The 16,357-nt window shown below is 52.4% G+C and carries 10 protein-coding genes, 3 tRNA genes, 3 rRNA genes and 1 riboswitch; of the genes, 13 read left to right on the top strand and 3 right to left on the bottom strand.

What is annotated here, in order from left to right; all coding sequences use genetic code 11:
* Positions 1-30 precede the first annotated feature (30 nt).
* Positions 31-1,131, bottom strand: coding sequence for a tRNA (uridine(54)-C5)-methyltransferase TrmA (gene trmA, locus EA20_RS0106975; RefSeq protein WP_024966136.1), 1,101 nt, complete (start codon positions 1,129-1,131; stop codon positions 31-33).
* Between the two features lie 124 nt (positions 1,132-1,255).
* Positions 1,256-1,441, top strand: a riboswitch (cobalamin riboswitch).
* A 69-nt stretch (positions 1,442-1,510) separates the two neighbouring features.
* Here trmA and btuB point away from each other — a divergent pair.
* From btuB to EA20_RS0106935, 8 genes are all read left to right on the top strand, one after another.
* Entirely contained in the window at positions 1,511-3,376 is a 1,866-nt protein-coding gene (gene btuB, locus EA20_RS0106970; RefSeq protein WP_024966135.1) for a TonB-dependent vitamin B12 receptor BtuB, read from the top strand.
* Positions 3,321-4,172, top strand: coding sequence for a glutamate racemase (murI, locus tag EA20_RS0106965; RefSeq protein WP_038381544.1), 852 nt, complete (start codon positions 3,321-3,323; stop codon positions 4,170-4,172). Before btuB ends, murI begins: the two co-directional genes overlap by 56 nt.
* 373 nt (positions 4,173-4,545) lie before the next feature.
* Positions 4,546-6,087 (top strand): 16S ribosomal RNA (locus EA20_RS0106960).
* 89 nt (positions 6,088-6,176) lie between these two features.
* Positions 6,177-6,251: transfer RNA gene (locus tag EA20_RS0106955), tRNA-Glu, on the top strand.
* A gap of 218 nt (positions 6,252-6,469) precedes the next feature.
* Positions 6,470-9,372: ribosomal RNA gene (locus EA20_RS0106950) — 23S ribosomal RNA — on the top strand.
* A 211-nt stretch (positions 9,373-9,583) separates the two neighbouring features.
* Positions 9,584-9,699, top strand: a 5S ribosomal RNA gene (gene rrf / locus EA20_RS0106945).
* Together the 16S, 23S and 5S rRNA genes with 3 tRNA genes alongside form the textbook arrangement of a ribosomal RNA operon.
* A gap of 100 nt (positions 9,700-9,799) precedes the next feature.
* A tRNA-Asp gene (locus EA20_RS0106940) sits at positions 9,800-9,876 on the top strand.
* Positions 9,877-9,884: 8 nt separating this feature from the next.
* Positions 9,885-9,960 (top strand) — tRNA-Trp (locus EA20_RS0106935).
* Positions 9,961-10,084: 124 nt separating this feature from the next.
* Here the strand turns inward: EA20_RS0106935 and hdfR are convergent.
* Positions 10,085-10,909, bottom strand: coding sequence for an HTH-type transcriptional regulator HdfR (gene hdfR, locus EA20_RS0106930; RefSeq protein ID WP_024966133.1), 825 nt, complete (start codon positions 10,907-10,909; stop codon positions 10,085-10,087).
* Between the two features lie 121 nt (positions 10,910-11,030).
* On the opposite strand from hdfR, the gene EA20_RS0106925 reads away from it, so the two are divergent.
* Complete coding sequence (locus EA20_RS0106925) at positions 11,031-11,369, top strand: DUF413 domain-containing protein (RefSeq protein ID WP_024966132.1); 339 nt, start codon at positions 11,031-11,033, stop codon at positions 11,367-11,369.
* Positions 11,370-11,398: 29 nt separating this feature from the next.
* Here the strand turns inward: EA20_RS0106925 and EA20_RS0106920 are convergent, their stop codons facing one another.
* Positions 11,399-12,919: a YifB family Mg chelatase-like AAA ATPase gene (locus tag EA20_RS0106920; protein WP_024966131.1), complete on the bottom strand. Its 1,521-nt coding sequence runs from the start codon at positions 12,917-12,919 to the stop codon at positions 11,399-11,401.
* Between the two features lie 344 nt (positions 12,920-13,263).
* On the opposite strand from EA20_RS0106920, the gene ilvL reads away from it, so the two are divergent.
* The 4 genes from ilvL to EA20_RS0106905 all read left to right on the top strand — a co-directional run bounded on the left by ilvL (position 13,264) and on the right by EA20_RS0106905 (position 16,348).
* Entirely contained in the window at positions 13,264-13,362 is a 99-nt protein-coding gene (gene ilvL, locus EA20_RS20135) for an ilv operon leader peptide (protein ID WP_071995387.1), read from the top strand.
* Positions 13,363-13,502: 140 nt separating this feature from the next.
* The gene (gene ilvG / locus EA20_RS0106915; protein WP_024966130.1) at positions 13,503-15,149 is read left to right on the top strand and encodes an acetolactate synthase 2 catalytic subunit; all 1,647 of its coding nucleotides are present in this window, start codon (positions 13,503-13,505) and stop codon (positions 15,147-15,149) included.
* Positions 15,146-15,403 (top strand): acetolactate synthase 2 small subunit, encoded by a 258-nt coding sequence (ilvM, locus tag EA20_RS0106910; RefSeq protein WP_024966129.1) that lies wholly within the window; start codon positions 15,146-15,148, stop codon positions 15,401-15,403. The genes ilvG and ilvM overlap by 4 nt, the downstream gene beginning before the upstream one ends.
* A gap of 18 nt (positions 15,404-15,421) precedes the next feature.
* A complete protein-coding gene (locus tag EA20_RS0106905; protein WP_024966128.1) occupies positions 15,422-16,348 on the top strand; it encodes a branched-chain amino acid transaminase in 927 nt (308 codons plus the stop codon).
* Positions 16,349-16,357 lie beyond the last annotated feature (9 nt).

Below are 16,357 nucleotides of genomic sequence, written 5' to 3'. Positions count from 1 at the left end.
GGGGCGAGCCGGCGTCGCCCCTTTTCCCTGCTAGCGGCGCGTCAGCAGCACGCCGCACTCCATATGATGCGTATAGGGAAACTGGTCAAACAGCGCCAGCCGCGTCACGCTGTGCGTGTCTGACAGCGTCGCCAGATTCTGACAAAGCGTCTCCGGATTGCAGGAGATATACAGAATGCGTGGGTAGGCCTGCACCATTTTCACCGTCTCTTCATCCAGGCCGCTGCGCGGCGGATCGACAAAAATGGTTTCACACTGATAGCTGGTCAGATCAATCCCTTCAAGGCGATGGAAAGTACGCGTTCCCTTCATCGCCTGAGTGAACTCCTCCGCTGACATACGGATAATCTGCACGTTATCAATCTCATTAACGGCAATATTGTACTGGGCTGAAGCCACGGAAGGTTTGGCAATCTCTGTCGCCAGGACCTTACGGAAATTGCGGGCCAGCGCTAACGAAAAATTGCCGTTACCGCAGTAGAGTTCCAGCAAATCGCCGCAGGCATTCTGGGTAACGTCCAGCGCCCACTCCAGCATCTGAATGTTCATCGCCGCATTCGGCTGAGTAAAACTGTTCTCAACCTGACGGTAGACAATTTTTTTGCCCGCCACCGGCAGACATTCATCGACGAAATCGCGATCGAGGCAGATTTTCGTTTTGGTAGCGCGACCGATGAGATGCAGATCGTAGCCTTCTTCACGCAGCGCATCGCGCAGTACGGCGGCGGCCTGCTGCCACTCAGCCGTCAGCGGGCGGTGATAGAGCATCGACACCACAATCTGATTGCTCATCGTGGAGAGATAATCAATCTGGAAGAGTTTGTGTCGTAACACAGGATTGTCGCGCAGAGCCTCGATCAGTTTTGGCATCAGCTCATTGATTAAGCGGCTGGCTGCCGGGAAACTGTCGACGCGGATGCGCTGCCGCGTCTGCTGATCAAAAATGATATGGTAGAGGTCATCCCCGTCGTGCCAGATACGAAACTCCGCGCGCATCCGGTAGTGGCTGACCGGCGAACGAAATACCTCAACGTCCGGTGCGGAAAAAGGCGCCATCAGTGATGTCAGGCGGCTGACCTTTTCTTCAAGTTGGGCATCGTAGTGTTCTGTCGGCAGCTGTTCGGGCGTCATAGTATATCCTGGGTTGAAGGGCCTTTATTGCCCGGCGATTGTAGGGATTCGTCACTTAATGTCCAGCGTTGTCCGCCTTAAGGCGTTTTCGGATGTCTGGGCGTATAGATTTCTGTTTTCTTTGCGCATAAACTGCGCATCCGGCCTGATTGCAGTTAAAAGGGAATCCAGTGAAAAGCTGGAGCTGACGCGCAGCGGTAAGGAAGAGTGGGATGAGCGCCTCGTGCAGACACTGCTTGATATAAGTGGGAAGTCATCATCCGTCAGACACCTCCAAGCCCGAAGACCTGCCGGAATTACGTCGCACTTCATACGGTCATCGCGTGCTATCGATTGTATGCCTGCGGCATCCTGCATGATTTAGTGGATGCTAGTTACCATGAAAAATAATAAAACCTCGCTGTTGGCGTTTAGCGCAACGGCGATTTCCCTCTGGGCGCAAAACGGCTTCGCACAGGATGCGGAGCAGACGCTGGTGACCACCGCGAACCGTTTCGCCCAACCTGTCTCCTCTGTGCTGGCACCGACGACGGTGGTTACCCGCCAGGAGATCGACCGCTGGCAGGCAAAAAGCGTGGCGGACGTTATGCGGCGCCTGCCGGGTGTGGATATCGCGCAGAGTGGCGGCCTGGGGCAGCAGAGTTCCATGTTTATCCGGGGAACGGAATCGCGGCATATATTAGTGCTAATCGATGGTATCCGCCTTAATCAGGCGGGTATCAGTGGTTCTTCAGACCTCAGCCAGATCCCTCTCTCGCTTATTCAACGTATAGAGTATATCCGTGGCTCGCGCTCTGCCGTTTACGGTTCGGATGCGATTGGCGGCGTGGTCAATATCATTACCGGGCGGGAAAAACCGGGCACCACGCTGACTGCTGGCGTCGGCTCGAAAGGTTACCAGTCTTATGACGGTTCGACACAGCAAATGCTTAGTGAGAACACTCGCGTCACGCTGGCGGGCAACTATACCTATACCAAAGGGTACGATGTTGTGGCGAACTACCCTGACGTCTATGGTACGCCGGCGCAGAAAGATCGTGACGGTTTTATGAGTAAAACGATCTATGGTGCTTTAGAACATCAGATTAATGAAGAATTTAGCGGGTACATTCGCGGTTATGGTTACGATAACAGAACGGCTTATGACAGCAGCTTAACTTACGTCAGGCCAGATACCTTTGTTGATACACGCCAGCTTTATAGCCAGACCTGGGATAGCGGTCTGCGCTTCCACAGCGGGGTTTATTCGTCAGAACTGACGGCCAGCTACGGTCATACCAAAGACTATAATTACAGCCCGGATCTCGGACGGTACGGTGCTGCCTCAACCCTGGATGACTCTCAGCAATATAATCTGCAATGGGGAAATAATATTGCAGTAGGTAACGGTAGCGTAAGCGGAGGGATCGACTGGCAGAAGCAGACTATCGAGCCCGGCACCGGGTCCGTTAATGACAGCCGTGAAACAACCAATACCGGTATCTACGCCACCGCCCAGCAGATGGTGGGAACTGTCACGCTGGAAGGTGCGCTTCGCGGTGACGATCATTCAGAATATGGCTGGCATAACACCTGGCAGACCAGTGCCGCCTGGGAGTTTGTGGCGGGATATCGTTTGATTGCCAGTTACGGTACAGCCTTTAAGGCCCCCACACTTGGGCAGCTTTTCGGCAGTTTTGGCGGCAACAGCAACCTTGATCCCGAAGAGAGCAAGCAGTGGGAAGGCGGCGTTGAAGGGTTAACCGGACCGGTAACATGGCGTCTGTCCGGCTATCGTAACGATATCGACAATCTTATCGATTACAATATGGCAACCAGTGCCTATTACAATATTGGTAAGGCCAACATTAAAGGTGTGGAGGCAACGGCTTCTTTCGAGACTGGCGCAATCTCACATCGCATTTCTTACGATTATGTCGATCCCCGTAATGCAGAAACCAGTGAAATCCTGCTTCGTCGCGCTAAGCAGCAGGTGAAATATCAACTTGATACAGTTATTTATGATTTCGATTGGTCGCTAAGCTATCAGTATCTGGGCGAGCGTTACGATAAAGACTTCAATACAGCCCGTACCGTTAAGCTTGGCGGCGTAAGCTTATGGGATCTCGGCGTGTCGTACCCGGTCACATCAGCGCTCACCGTTCGTGGTAGAATAGCCAACCTGTTTGATAAAGATTATGAGACGGTCTATGGCTATCAAACCCCTGGAAGGGAATACTACCTCAGCGGCAGCTATACCTTCTGATGCACATCCTACTATCCTGGTGTTTGACTCTGGGGTAGGGGGGCTTTCTGTTTATGAGGAAATCCGGCAACTGCTGCCGGATCTTCACTACCTGTACGCCTTCGATAACGTTGCTTTTCCTTACGGTGAAAAGTCAGAGGAGTTTATCGTTGAGCGCGTACTCTCTATTGTTGAGGCTGTCAGCCGTCGCTATCCTCTGGCGCTGGTCGTAATCGCCTGTAACTCCGCCAGCACAGTTACGCTCCCCGCACTTCGTGAACGTTTTGATTTCCCCGTAGTGGGTGTGGTGCCCGCTATCAAACCTGCAGCAAGATTAACGCGTAACGGTATTGTCGGATTGCTTGCAACCCGCGGCACGGTCAGACGTTCTTACACCCATGAACTGGTTGCGCGATTTGCCAGCGAATGTAAAACGGAGATGTTAGGGTCGGCGGAGCTGGTGGAATTGGCCGAAGCTAAGCTACAGGGGCTGCCGGTCTCTCTGGACGATATCCGGCGTATCCTGCAACCCTGGTTGCGGATGAAAGAGCCGCCAGATACCGTCGTGCTCGGCTGTACGCATTTCCCCTTACTTAATGAAGAGCTGCAGCAGGTTTTGCCTGAGGGGACGCGGCTGGTGGATTCCGGTGCGGCAATTGCACGCAGAACGGTATGGCTACTTGAAAAGGCTTCACCTGATGCGCGCTCTGCTGATGATAATATCGCTTTTTGTCTGGAAACTACCGAGCAGGCTGTACAGTTAACGCCCGTTTTGCAACGTTATGGCTTCGCAAAGCTCGAAAAACTGGCGGTTTAAGGCTGTTGTGGGTAAAAAGTAGACGGTTGAAAAGTTTTTTGAAATTAGCACTTGTCACCCGTCAGGAACTCCCTATAATGCGCCTCCACTGACACGGAACAACGACTCAACGGTCGCCGGGTCAGGAAGAGAAAAGTGAGAAATTCCTTGACTCTTCAGCGGGAAAGCGTAATATCTGCACCCCGCGCCACACGAGATATGTGGCACTGCTCTTTAACAATTTATCAGACAATCTGTGTGGGCACTCGCAGGATTGATATCAGCGTCTCCGGACGCAAAAAATATCAAGTCTTAAGAGTGAACACATAATGAAATTCATTATGAGTGTTTTACACTTGAGCATCGCTTAACGTGTTTAAGCAAATCAAGCTTTTAATTGAAGAGTTTGATCATGGCTCAGATTGAACGCTGGCGGCAGGCCTAACACATGCAAGTCGGACGGTAGCACAGAGGAGCTTGCTCCTTGGGTGACGAGTGGCGGACGGGTGAGTAATGTCTGGGAAACTGCCCGATAGAGGGGGATAACTACTGGAAACGGTAGCTAATACCGCATAACCTCGCAAGAGCAAAGTGGGGGACCTTCGGGCCTCACGCTATCGGATGTGCCCAGATGGGATTAGCTAGTAGGTGGGGTAATGGCTCACCTAGGCAACGATCCCTAGCTGGTCTGAGAGGATGACCAGCCACACTGGAACTGAGACACGGTCCAGACTCCTACGGGAGGCAGCAGTGGGGAATATTGCACAATGGGCGCAAGCCTGATGCAGCCATGCCGCGTGTATGAAGAAGGCCTTCGGGTTGTAAAGTACTTTCAGCGGGGAGGAAGGCGGTGAGGTTAATAACCTTACCGATTGACGTTACCCGCAGAAGAAGCACCGGCTAACTCCGTGCCAGCAGCCGCGGTAATACGGAGGGTGCAAGCGTTAATCGGAATTACTGGGCGTAAAGCGCACGCAGGCGGTCTGTCAAGTCAGATGTGAAATCCCCGGGCTTAACCTGGGAACTGCATTTGAAACTGGCAGGCTAGAGTCTTGTAGAGGGGGGTAGAATTCCAGGTGTAGCGGTGAAATGCGTAGAGATCTGGAGGAATACCGGTGGCGAAGGCGGCCCCCTGGACAAAGACTGACGCTCAGGTGCGAAAGCGTGGGGAGCAAACAGGATTAGATACCCTGGTAGTCCACGCCGTAAACGATGTCGACTTGGAGGCTGTTCCCCTGAGGAGTGGCTTCCGGAGCTAACGCGTTAAGTCGACCGCCTGGGGAGTACGGCCGCAAGGTTAAAACTCAAATGAATTGACGGGGGCCCGCACAAGCGGTGGAGCATGTGGTTTAATTCGATGCAACGCGAAGAACCTTACCTACTCTTGACATCCACGGAATTTAGCAGAGATGCTTTAGTGCCTTCGGGAACCGTGAGACAGGTGCTGCATGGCTGTCGTCAGCTCGTGTTGTGAAATGTTGGGTTAAGTCCCGCAACGAGCGCAACCCTTATCCTTTGTTGCCAGCGATTCGGTCGGGAACTCAAAGGAGACTGCCGGTGATAAACCGGAGGAAGGTGGGGATGACGTCAAGTCATCATGGCCCTTACGAGTAGGGCTACACACGTGCTACAATGGCGCATACAAAGAGAAGCGACCTCGCGAGAGCAAGCGGACCTCACAAAGTGCGTCGTAGTCCGGATCGGAGTCTGCAACTCGACTCCGTGAAGTCGGAATCGCTAGTAATCGTGGATCAGAATGCCACGGTGAATACGTTCCCGGGCCTTGTACACACCGCCCGTCACACCATGGGAGTGGGTTGCAAAAGAAGTAGGTAGCTTAACCTTCGGGAGGGCGCTTACCACTTTGTGATTCATGACTGGGGTGAAGTCGTAACAAGGTAACCGTAGGGGAACCTGCGGTTGGATCACCTCCTTACCTGAAGATACTTTCCCGCGTAGTGTCCACAACAGATTGTCTGATAGAAACGTTAGAGCAAGACGGCTGCGAAGTCGTGACACTTCTGTGTCCCCTTCGTCTAGCGGTTAGGACTCCGCCCTTTCACGGCGGCAACAGGGGTTCGAATCCCCTAGGGGACGCCACTTGCTTGGTGACAGGTGAAAGGTGTCTCCACGAAATATCTCAAAACTGGCTTACGAGCCATGTCTGAGATATTTGCTCTTTAACAATCCGGAACAAGCTGAAAATTGAAACGACACACTGCGTTTATCCTCCGTAATAAGGATAAACAGACCGGTGTGTTCGAGTCTCTCAAATGCTTGCAGCACACAGTATCCTGCGGGACGCTTGTGGGTTGTGAGGTTAAGTGACTAAGCGTACACGGTGGATGCCCTGGCAGTCAGAGGCGATGAAGGGCGTGCTAATCTGCGATAAGCGTCGGTAAGGTGATATGAACCGCAACAACCGACGATACCCGAATGGGGAAACCCGGTGCATTTATGCATCATCGCAACATGAATACATAGTGTTGCGAGGCGAACCTGGGGAACTGAAACATCTAAGTACCCAGAGGAAAAGAAATCAACCGAGATTCCCCCAGTAGCGGCGAGCGAACGGGGAACAGCCCAGAACCTGAATCAGTTTGTGCATCAGTGGAAGCGTCTGGAAAGTCGCAGGGTACAGGGTGATACTCCCGTACACGAAGATGTGCTTACTGTGAGTTCGATGAGTAGGGCGGGACACGTGATATCCTGTCTGAATATGGGGGGACCATCCTCCAAGGCTAAATACTCCTGACTGACCGATAGTGAACCAGTACCGTGAGGGAAAGGCGAAAAGAACCCCGGCGAGGGGAGTGAAACAGAACCTGAAACCGTGTACGTACAAGCAGTGGGAGCCTCTTTTATGGGGTGACTGCGTACCTTTTGTATAATGGGTCAGCGACTTATATTCTGTAGCAAGGTTAACCGTATAGGGGAGCCGCAGGGAAACCGAGTCTTAACTGGGCGTTAAGTTGCAGGGTATAGACCCGAAACCCGGTGATCTAGCCATGGGCAGGTTGAAGGTTGGGTAACACTAACTGGAGGACCGAACCGACTAATGTTGAAAAATTAGCGGATGACTTGTGGCTGGGGGTGAAAGGCCAATCAAACCGGGAGATAGCTGGTTCTCCCCGAAAGCTATTTAGGTAGCGCCTCGTGAACTCATCTCCGGGGGTAGAGCACTGTTTCGGCTAGGGGGCCATCCCGGCTTACCAACCCGATGCAAACTGCGAATACCGGAGAATGTTATCACGGGAGACACACGGCGGGTGCTAACGTCCGTCGTGAAGAGGGAAACAACCCAGACCGCCAGCTAAGGTCCCAAAGTCATGGTTAAGTGGGAAACGATGTGGGAAGGCACAGACAGCCAGGATGTTGGCTTAGAAGCAGCCATCATTTAAAGAAAGCGTAATAGCTCACTGGTCGAGTCGGCCTGCGCGGAAGATGTAACGGGGCTAAACCATGCACCGAAGCTGCGGCAGCGACACTTATGTGTTGTTGGGTAGGGGAGCGTTCTGTAAGCCGTCGAAGGTGGACTGTGAGGTCTGCTGGAGGTATCAGAAGTGCGAATGCTGACATGAGTAACGATAAAGCGGGTGAAAAGCCCGCTCGCCGGAAGACCAAGGGTTCCTGTCCAACGTTAATCGGGGCAGGGTGAGTCGACCCCTAAGGCGAGGCCGAAAGGCGTAGTCGATGGGAAACAGGTTAATATTCCTGTACTTGGTGTTACTGCGAAGGGGGGACGGAGAAGGCTATGTTGGCCGGGCGACGGTTGTCCCGGTTTAAGCGTGTAGGCTTGTGTTCCAGGCAAATCCGGAACACTTAAGGCTGAGGCGTGATGACGAGTCACCACGGTGATGAAGCAACAAATGCCCTGCTTCCAGGAAAAGCCTCTAAGCATCAGGTAACACGAAATCGTACCCCAAACCGACACAGGTGGTCAGGTAGAGAATACCAAGGCGCTTGAGAGAACTCGGGTGAAGGAACTAGGCAAAATGGTGCCGTAACTTCGGGAGAAGGCACGCTGGCGCGTAGGTGAAGGGACTTGCTCCCGGAGCTGAAGCCAGTCGAAGATACCAGCTGGCTGCAACTGTTTATTAAAAACACAGCACTGTGCAAACACGAAAGTGGACGTATACGGTGTGACGCCTGCCCGGTGCCGGAAGGTTAATTGATGGGGTTATCGCAAGAGAAGCTCCTGATCGAAGCCCCGGTAAACGGCGGCCGTAACTATAACGGTCCTAAGGTAGCGAAATTCCTTGTCGGGTAAGTTCCGACCTGCACGAATGGCGTAATGATGGCCAGGCTGTCTCCACCCGAGACTCAGTGAAATTGAACTCGCTGTGAAGATGCAGTGTACCCGCGGCAAGACGGAAAGACCCCGTGAACCTTTACTACAGCTTGACACTGAACATTGAGCCTTGATGTGTAGGATAGGTGGGAGGCTTTGAAGCGTGGACGCCAGTCTGCGTGGAGCCAACCTTGAAATACCACCCTTTAACGTTTGATGTTCTAACCTGGCGCCGTAATCCGGCGTGGGGACAGTGTCTGGTGGGTAGTTTGACTGGGGCGGTCTCCTCCTAAAGAGTAACGGAGGAGCACGAAGGTCAGCTAATCACGGTCGGACATCGTGAGGTTAGTGCAATGGCATAAGCTGGCTTGACTGCGAGAGTGACGGCTCGAGCAGGTGCGAAAGCAGGTCATAGTGATCCGGTGGTTCTGAATGGAAGGGCCATCGCTCAACGGATAAAAGGTACTCCGGGGATAACAGGCTGATACCGCCCAAGAGTTCATATCGACGGCGGTGTTTGGCACCTCGATGTCGGCTCATCACATCCTGGGGCTGAAGTAGGTCCCAAGGGTACGGCTGTTCGCCGTTTAAAGTGGTACGCGAGCTGGGTTTAGAACGTCGTGAGACAGTTCGGTCCCTATCTGCCGTGGGCGCTGGAAGATTGAGAGGGGTTGCTCCTAGTACGAGAGGACCGGAGTGAACGCACCACTGGTGTTCGGGTTGTCATGCCAATGGCATTGCCCGGTAGCTAAGTGCGGAAGAGATAAGCGCTGAAAGCATCTAAGCGCGAAACTTGCCTCGAGATGAATCTTCCCTGAGACTATAAGTCTCCTGAAGGGACGTTGAAGACGACGACGTTGATAGGCCGGGTGTGTAAGCGCAGCGATGCGTTGAGCTAACCGGTACTAATGACCCGTGAGGCTTAACCTTACAACACCAGAAGCGTTCTGGTGAGCGTTATGAGAGACGCAACAATTTTCAGCCTGTACCGGATAGAGAATTAGCGGAAACGAAAGATTTTGCGCTGAGGCAAGGCGGCAAGCGCCGGAAAGGAAGGAGCATACTCAGGTATGTGACTGACTTTGCAAGCGCAGGCAACGCGGCATCAGTGAAAAAGATTCGTTTCGTGCACCAAGATTTGCCTGGCGGCTGTAGCGCGGTGGTCCCACCTGACCCCATGCCGAACTCAGAAGTGAAACGCCGTAGCGCCGATGGTAGTGTGGGGTCTCCCCATGCGAGAGTAGGGAACTGCCAGGCATCAATTTAAGACCTATAACAGGGTCGTGACCTTACCTCTGACAAGGTAAGGGCGAAATACCTGAAGTCAGACGCAGTCTGAAGTCAGTACAGAATCGGTGGAGCGGTAGTTCAGTTGGTTAGAATACCTGCCTGTCACGCAGGGGGTCGCGGGTTCGAGCCCCGTCCGTTCCGCCACCCTATTTAGGGGCGTAGTTCAATTGGTAGAGCACCGGTCTCCAAAACCGGGTGTTGGGGGTTCGAGTCCCTCCGCCCCTGCCAGAAAATAATCCTTTGCTTCGGCAAAGGATTTTTTTTGCCTGTAACAAACCTCCCCGCCCCGAATTTATTACGATCAACTTTATATCAACAAGGCCAGTTTCCCAGCCTCTCCGTTATAGCTGGATTAAGTTATATTTACCGGGAACTTGAGCAACTGGCGGATGTGTGCCTGCTGATCGCTGTTTTGTAACCAGACAGCATACATTGGTCTGTTTACTACAGGCGTATCTGGAATAACTGCCAAATCAGGGTATTCACGATGCCAGTCGTCTGGTAAAAAGGCGCAGGCACCTGTTGTATGCAGCAGCTGGCGCGTCAAATGTGCCGAGGTAGTCGTTAAAACGGGTACATCATCTGCGCCCGCCAGATAGCTTTCATGCTGATGAAAATCCGCCCCCCATTCCAGTTTGATGTAATCATATTTTTCACGTTTATCCGTCTTGCGTGACCGACACAGTGTTAGCGAGACATGACCGATTTGCTGACTGGTAAGCTCATCCATTTTGGGTGCCTCGGTCGTGATCAATAAATCCAGCTGACGCTCATGGAGCTGCTTTACCAGCAGATGGCGCTGTGCGACCCGGGCTTCAAGGTGGAGGCTTTCACGGTTCTCATAGAGCGTCTGTAGCCATGGTGTCAGATAAGCCTCCCAGAGCGATGCACTTGCCCCAATAGAGAGTTCGTGATGCTGCTGTGTATGTGATACTTCCTTTTTTGCCATCATCCATGTGCTCATCAGGCTTTCAGCATAAGGAAGGAGTCGCTCGCCGGCAGAAGTCAGCCGGATATTATTGCGGTGGCGGGTAAACAGGTTAACCCCCAACTGCGTTTCCAGCTGTCTGATACGAAAGCTGACCGCTGACTGAGTGAGATAGAGCGCTTCAGCGGCACGTCCAAAGTGGCGGGTTCTGCTCACTTCAAGAAAGGTTTTTAGTAATTCCGTATCCACATCCATCTCCAAAAAAACATTTGTCGTTATGATTTAAATGTTTTGTTTTACACTCTGTCAAGCGTATCTAATACTCCGCGCCATAAATAGCACGGCCATCAAAGAATCAGGAGCGTGTAAAATGGCGGAAAGCTTCGCAACAACTAATCGTTTTTTTGATAACAAACATTATCCTCGTGGGTTCTCCCGTCACGGTGACTTCACCATCAAAGAAGCCCAGCTACTTGAGCGTTATGGTTACGCTTTTAACGAGTTGGATCTGGCGAAACGTGATCCGGTAACGGAAGAAGAGCGCCTGTTCATTGAGGTCTGCCGCGGTATTCGCGAACCTCAAACTGAAGCTGAACGGGTGTGGTCAAAGTATATGACACGCATCAAGCGTCCCAAGCGTTTTCATACCCTGTCCGGCGGTAAACCGCAAATGGAAGGCGTCGAAGACTATTCGGACAGCGATGATTAAGATATAAAAAAGGGCCGAAAGGCCCTTTTTTATTCGAGGCTTTTATGAAGATGGAGAAGTAAGCGATCGATACCTCTGTAACTGAGTGCTTCGTTCAGGTGTACCCGCATCACCTGTTCTTCACCAGCCAGATCGGCTATCGTCCTGGCTACTTTCAGGATACGTTGCCAGGCACGTACCGAAAGGCCTAGCTGATTCAAAACGCCTTCCAGCCATATCGCATCTTCCTGTTTAACGTCGCAGGCATGCTGCATATCCTGCGGCTCCAGTTCCGCATTGATTTTTCCAGAACGTTTTAGCTGGCGTTTGCGGGCGGCCTGAACTCTCTGGCGTACAACCTCGCTTTTCTCTCCAGGCGGCTCTTTTCCACTCAGCGTCCCTGATGGCAGGAGCGGCACTTCCAGCGAGAGATCGAAACGGTCAAGAAAGGGGCCCGAAAGCTTACTAAGATAGCGTAACACCTGCTGAGGCGTAGACCGGTTGTGAGGACCATTATAGTGTCCGGTAGGACTAGGGTTCATTGCTGCGATCAGTTGAAAACGGGCAGGGAATGTCACTTTAGCGCGCGCACGCGAAATCGTTATCTCGCCAGACTCAAGCGGCTCTCTTAGCGCATCCAGCGTTTTACGCTCGAATTCCGGCAATTCATCGAGAAATAATACGCCATTGTGCGCCAGTGAAATTTCGCCAGGCTTAGGCAGTGAGCCACCACCGACCAAAGCGTAGCGCGATGAGGTGTGGTGAGGCGTCCGGAACGGCCTCTGACGCCATTGTCGCGTCATCTCCCTGGTACTCAACAGACTCGCGATTGCAGCGCTCTCCAGCGCTTCATGTTCGCTTAAGGGAGGAAGTAACCCGCTTAGACGCGTAGCCAGCATCGTTTTACCTGTACCCGGCGGGCCGATCAGCAGGAGATTATGTCCTCCCGCTGCGGTAATCTCTAATGCTCTTTTAGCCTGTGACTGTCCGATAATGTCGCTTAAATCTTCTTTCTGCCGGGAAATTGGCGGTAGTTCATACTGCGCGGTAGTTAATTCAGATTGCCCATGCAGAAACGCACATACTTCCAGCAGATGTTTGCCAGTCAGGCAATACCCTTCTTTGATTAGCCCCGCTTCCTGAAAATTATCCTGTGGCAGAATCGGCTGCCGCTGAGAAGCATGCGCGGCCATTGCTGCAGGAATAACACCTTCGACGCCGCGCAATGTTCCTGTCAGCGCCAGTTCCCCAAGAAACTCATATCGGTCCAGTTTTTCACCCGGAACCTGTTCAGAAGCGGCCAGGATAGCGACAGCAATTGGAAGATCATAGCGTCCCCCTTCTTTAGGCAGATCGGCTGGTGCCAGATTGACGGTCATGCGTTTTGCCGGAAAGGTAAATCCACAATTGATAATCGCGCTTCGCACCCGTTCCCGGGCTTCTTTGACCGTCGTTTCAGGTAGTCCCACCAGTGAGAGGGCCGGCAGACCGTTGCTAAGATGAACCTCTACCGAAACGAGTGGGGCCTGGATACCAATAGCGGCACGAGTAAAGACAACTGATAACGACATAAACGCTCCTTGTTTTTTCCCAGCTTGTATAAAAAAAGCGTGCTGGGCCAGAATCAGCGTTGCTGTTTTAGTGAGTGGCCGCAAAGATGTCAGCTGACATAACAAATTTGCAGAAATAACTCCCTACAGCCTCAGAAAAATAACGTCGCTGAAGAAGCTAAGTCGTTATATCAAGTCCGCTATGAATATTTTTCACCATTGTCACTATCCATTGATTAATTTTGCTTTTTTAGAAAAATCAGCTCCGGAACGTAAAATAAAGTCATGAAAAAAGTTGAAGTCTGATCGCTAACTGTGATAACTCTGTAGACATTACTTCGAACAAGCGAAACTATTGAATCCAAATGAAAGCCCTTCTACGAGTCCTAAGCCTGGTCATCATTAGCGTCGTCGTGATTATTATCACGCCGTGCGGGGCTACGCTCGGAGGAAGAAAGGCTTAAAAATCAAGCCTGATTTCGAAAGAACCCCCGCACCGAAAGGTCCGGGGGTTTTTTTTTGGCAGACTAGCAGTGACAGCGAGGCAGAAAATGAGCAGTAGAATAAAATTCTGTTTCTTCCGAAAAGAGACGAGGAAATAACTATGAATGGTGCTCAATGGGTGGTTCAAGCTTTGCGCGCGCAGGGTGTCGGAACAGTTTTCGGCTATCCGGGTGGTGCAATCATGCCGGTCTATGATGCCCTCTATGATGGCGGCGTGGATCACCTGCTGTGCCGTCATGAGCAGGGTGCAGCCATGGCAGCAATCGGCTATGCCCGTTCAACGGGAAAAGTGGGCGTCTGCATCGCTACATCTGGCCCCGGGGCGACCAACCTCATCACCGGACTTGCAGATGCGATGATGGATTCTGTTCCTGTTGTGGCGATCACCGGTCAGGTTTCTTCTGCGTTTATCGGTACCGATGCGTTTCAGGAAATTGACGTCCTCGGTTTGTCGCTGGCCTGTACCAAGCACAGCTTTATGGTGACTTCGCTGGATGAACTGCCCGAGATTATGGCCGAAGCCTTTGCCATCGCAACCTCTGGCCGTCCGGGGCCGGTGCTGATTGATATTCCAAAAGATATTCAGTTAGCCTGCGGTGATCTGACGGCGCATCTGTTGCCTGTTGTTGACGAAGAGGAACATCCTTCTCAAGCGCTTCAGCAAGCGCGAGCCATGCTGGCCGGGTCAAAAAAGCCGGTGTTGTACGTAGGCGGCGGTGTTGGAATGGCGGGTGCGGTGGACACATTCCGCGCGTTTGCCAGAGAGACAGGTATTCCCGTCGTTGCCACGTTAAAAGGACTCGGAACACCAGAGGCTGAAGATCCCTATTACCTGGGCATGCTAGGTATGCATGGCACCAAGGCCGCTAATTATGCCGTTCAGCAGTGCGATTTGCTGATTGCGGTAGGGGCACGTTTTGACGATCGTGTTACCGGCAAGCTGAACACTTTCGCCCCTCATGCCAACGTGATCCATATGGATATCGATCCCGCTGAGCTGAACAAACTGCGGCTGGCGCATATCGCGCTGCGTGGCAACCTCAACAAAATGCTGCCGGAACTTTATCATCCCATCGAAATAGACGCATGGCGTGAACATGTTCAGGCGCTCAAAGCCAACCACGGCTGGCGTTACGATCATCCCGGCGAGGCGATTTTCGCTCCTCTGTTTCTGAAGCAGCTCTCGGTGCGTAAACCTGACAATGCTGTCGTCACGACCGATGTGGGCCAGCATCAGATGTGGACTGCTCAGCATATGACCTTTACCCGCCCTGAAAATTTCATTACTTCCAGCGGACTGGGAACCATGGGCTTTGGTCTGCCTGCTGCGGTAGGTGCGCAGGTTGCCCGCCCCGAAGATACGGTTATCTGCGTATCCGGTGACGGTTCCTTCATGATGAATGTGCAGGAGCTGGGCACGATCAAACGTAAAAAACTGCCGGTAAAAATCGTACTGATGGATAACCAGCGCTTAGGCATGGTTCGTCAGTGGCAGCAGCTCTTTTTCTCTGAACGCTATAGCGAAACCAATCTGTCCGATAATCCCGACTTCCTCACGCTGGCCAGTGCTTTTGATATTCCGGGACAGCGTATCACCCGTAAAGACCAGGTCGACGCCGCATTAGACGCTTTGCTGCACAGTGAAGGGCCATACATGCTCCACGTTGCTATTGACGAAGATGAGAACGTCTGGCCACTGGTGCCGCCCGGCGCCAGCAATGAAAATATGATGGAGAAAATCTCATGATGCAGCATCAGTTATCTATCGAAGCCCGCTTCCGCCCTGAAATTCTGGAGCGCATCCTGCGCGTCGTCCGTCACCGTGGTTTCCAGATTTGTGCCATGAATATGGCGTCGGGAACGAACGCTGACAACATTAATATTGAAATGACCATTGCCAGCCCGCGCTCTGTCGATTTACTGTCAACGCAGTTAAGCAAGCTGATGGATGTTGCATACGTCCAGATTCAACAACAGACAACACAACAAATCCGCGCCTGAGCGCGAAAGGAAATAAGAATGACGAAGAAAGCTGACTTTATCTGGTTCAATGGCGAGATGGTTAAATGGGAAGATGCGAAAGTCAGCGTCATGTCTCATGCACTGCATTACGGTACGTCTGTCTTTGAAGGCGTCCGCTGCTACGACTCGCACAAAGGCCCGGTAGTCTTCCGCCATCGTGAACATATGCAGCGTCTGCACGATTCTGCAAAAATTTATCGCTTTCCCGTCACTCAGAGCGTTGATGAACTGATGGAAGCCTGCCGGGAAGTGCTTCGCGTCAATAAGCTGAAAAGCGCCTATATTCGTCCGCTGGTGTTTGTGGGTGATGTAGGGCTTGGTGTTAACCCGCCTGAAGGATTCAGCACTGATGTGATTATCGCCGCCTTCCCATGGGGTGCCTATCTGGGCCCGGAAGCACTGGAGCAGGGAATTGATGCCATGGTGTCCTCCTGGAACCGCGTTGCTCCGAATACCATTCCAACCGCAGCGAAAGCGGGCGGTAATTATCTTTCCTCCCTGCTGGTCGGCAGCGAAGCGCGCCGTCACGGCTATCAGGAAGGGATCGCGCTCGATACCCAGGGCTACGTCTCTGAAGGTGCCGGTGAGAACCTGTTTGAAATCAAAGACGGCATTCTGTTCACCCCACCATTCACTTCTTCTGCACTGCCAGGCATTACCCGTGATGCGATCATTAAGTTAGCCAAAGACCTGGGCATCGAAGTCCGCGAGCAGGTGCTGTCACGCGAATCGCTCTACCTGGCCGACGAAATCTTTATGTCCGGTACTGCTGCTGAAATCACGCCGGTGCGCAGCGTTGACGGCATAAAAGTTGGAGAAGGTAAGCGCGGCCCGGTTACCGCCCGCATTCAGGCAGCCTTCTTCGGCCTGTTTACTGGCGAAACGGAAGACAAATGGGGCTGGCTGGATTCGGTTAACCCATAATAAATCTAT

Origin of the sequence: Pantoea sp. IMH (assembly GCF_000599885.1) — a bacterium.
Lineage (GTDB): Bacteria > Pseudomonadota > Gammaproteobacteria > Enterobacterales > Enterobacteriaceae > Erwinia.
This window is presented reverse-complemented; position numbering and strand designations above follow the sequence as displayed.